Origin of the sequence: uncultured Gimesia sp. (genome assembly GCF_937910335.1) — a bacterium.
Classification (GTDB): Bacteria; Planctomycetota; Planctomycetia; order Planctomycetales; family Planctomycetaceae; genus Gimesia.
Genome location: NZ_CALEMX010000258.1, coordinates 1 through 2,463, shown reverse-complemented (window position 1 = coordinate 2,463; position 2,463 = coordinate 1). Strand labels below are relative to the sequence as shown.

Annotated in this window: 2 protein-coding genes; both read right to left on the bottom strand. The window is 43.3% G+C overall.

The genetic code is table 11. From position 1 onward, the window contains the following. Positions 1-1,239 (bottom strand): hypothetical protein (locus Q0668_RS10375; protein ID WP_298863911.1); only part of this gene is annotated, 1,239 nt, incomplete at its 3' end. A gap of 238 nt (positions 1,240-1,477) precedes the next feature. Then, a partial coding sequence (locus Q0668_RS10370; protein ID WP_366918888.1) for a trypsin-like peptidase domain-containing protein occupies positions 1,478-2,463 on the bottom strand: 986 nt, incomplete at its 5' end.

Here is a 2,463-nt window from a genome sequence, read left to right as displayed (position 1 = left end):
CGTAAACTGTCCGGACATTTTAGTAAAATCAATTTGTTCGCCATCGATAATTTCGGTTGCGACCTGAATACGACCACTCATGTTATCCACGATGTCTTTTTTGATGTGGACTTTGGGGCCATCGGGGTTATCTGCCAGTTCATCGATAATTGCTGCCAGCGCCCCCGGTCGTCCCTGAAAACCATCAAAGAGTGTTTCGATTGAATCATAGGCACTGCTGATTCCCCAGTTGATCGAATAATAGGATGATACTTTATCAGAAACCCATACTGGTGGCTGTTGAGCAACAGCAGGGCATTTAAACATATCGATCACTCCGGATGTCGGCATCTCGACAAACGTGAAAGTTTTGGAAATCGAATCGTATTCCTTAGTAGCCAGATAACTGGCACCACCAACGGCTTTGAGATTTGTAATGCCTAACGCAGGAAGAAATCCTTGAACCATCCCAACCTGTGGGTTGATGCGGCTGGCAACAGTCAAAACGGACTGGAGCGCACCGATGGGATTCATGTACCAATGCATGACAGCTGGTGCAGTCGGATCAACACACTTGTCAATAATATATTGGTATTCCTTTTTACTTGAGAGAGTGCCCTGATCCTGGCCATCCCACTTTGCTAAAACAGACTCTAAAATTTTGTCATCATTTGAAGCAACAAAAGTTTTGTCTTTCAGGAAATAGGCAAATTTTTTCTCAAGTGGAATTTTAACAGGTCCTTCTTCCGCATCATCCCCGAAAGAATACACGATGACCTTTGTTCCATCCACACTCAGAATGGAACGCTTTGCTCCTTTCTTATCCAGACTCTCTTCAACTTTTGCTAATATCTTTTCTAGGATTTCGCCGCTTTCACCGTATTCCATGAAAGCCAACCCGCCAAATTTATTGGATTCACTTTTCACAAAAGCAAAACTGACTTCCCCACTGGGAATACTGAGTACATTACTGAGGCTCAAGTCTGTTTCTTCTTCGAACTTTTCAGAGAATTTTTCAATCTGCTTGATCAGATCCTTTTTCAGGTCTGCAAAAGCAGCATCATGAGTCATTTGCCCCATTGAGCACTGGCTCCACTTTTCACCCAGAGTTTCGACATCGGGTATCGAAAAATATAAGAGTGAATCTGCGGGAATCCGCTGGGCAGCCTGTACTCGATTCTGTGCATGGCTGGTCTGTGCAGTCAGCAGGACCAATGCCTGCATGAGGATCAAAGTGCATATGAAAAGTGGCTTTCGCATTAGAGCCTTCATTCTTTCTCTCTCGATGGGGATTAATGATACCTCGCGATTGCTTCAACTTAGAAGCCAAGGCGAAGGAATTCAGGGTAACGATGACTAGTTTTGTTATTTGTAGCAATTCTGTTTTTTCTGGCAACCCCAACTCGGCATTGAACTTGTGAGTCTACCGATTTTCAGTAAGGCAATACCTTACTGGGGTGTACCTGAAAAAAACGACGCAGGTTGCAACTTTCTCTGATTACTTTTCAATATCCGAAGTTTTTCTTTTAGGTGCATCAAAATAGCGATAGCCTGTATTGGGACTCGTTTTATCAAATGCAAAGGCATCTCGATTGTCCAGAAAGTGTTTTACGTAGGTAATTGGAATTGCAAAGCCCAAACCCTCACCAAGTATGAGTTTCATATTTGTAACACCGATTACTTCTCCACGAGAGTTAAACAAGGGACCACCACTGTTCCCCGGGTTGATCTGCGTGGTTGTTTGAATATACACAATACCTTGCATGTTTCGATTTCGCGTACTGACGATTCCGCGTGAAACAGATCGTTCCAGTCCGAGTGGATTTCCAATGGCAAAGACTTCCTCACCTTCTCGCTGTTTATCATTCTCAGCTAAATAAACAGTGCGAAATGAAAGGTCTTTTTGTAAAGGAATTCGCAATAATGCTAAATCAAAAAAGGGATTCAAAGCTACGATTTCAACATCTTTAATCTGACGGCGTTGAAATTCGCCACTTTTTGTTCGGTGAAAAATTGTCACCGCAATACGGGTTTCCTTCTCTACGACATGGTAGTTTGTGACACAATATCCACGGTCGTTAATAATAAAGCCTGAACCAAGCCCACTGGAAGTCTGCACTAATGTTACTGCCTCTCCATAGGTACGAGCCAGCTCTTTGATGCTTTTGACTGGTAGCTCTGCAATCGAATAAATGCCCTCTTTGCTTTTTGAAATCGGTACTTTGCCGTTGGGAGCTTGTTCCGATTTCGTTCTCGATCGAATCTGCTCAACAGGGATGCGTAATACCTCAATTCCAATATCAACCAATAAGTGGGTGTTGTTTTGTTTCAGGACGTCTCCCTGGATTTTATGTCCGCTGACCAGTTCGATCCAATCAGCGCAGACATAGTTTGAAGATCCCAGAAAGAAAAACACTAAGCAGATTTTGACCCCTAAGCTGCAGCGATTATGTATCATTCCCTCGAATTCCTCTCTAACAGCAG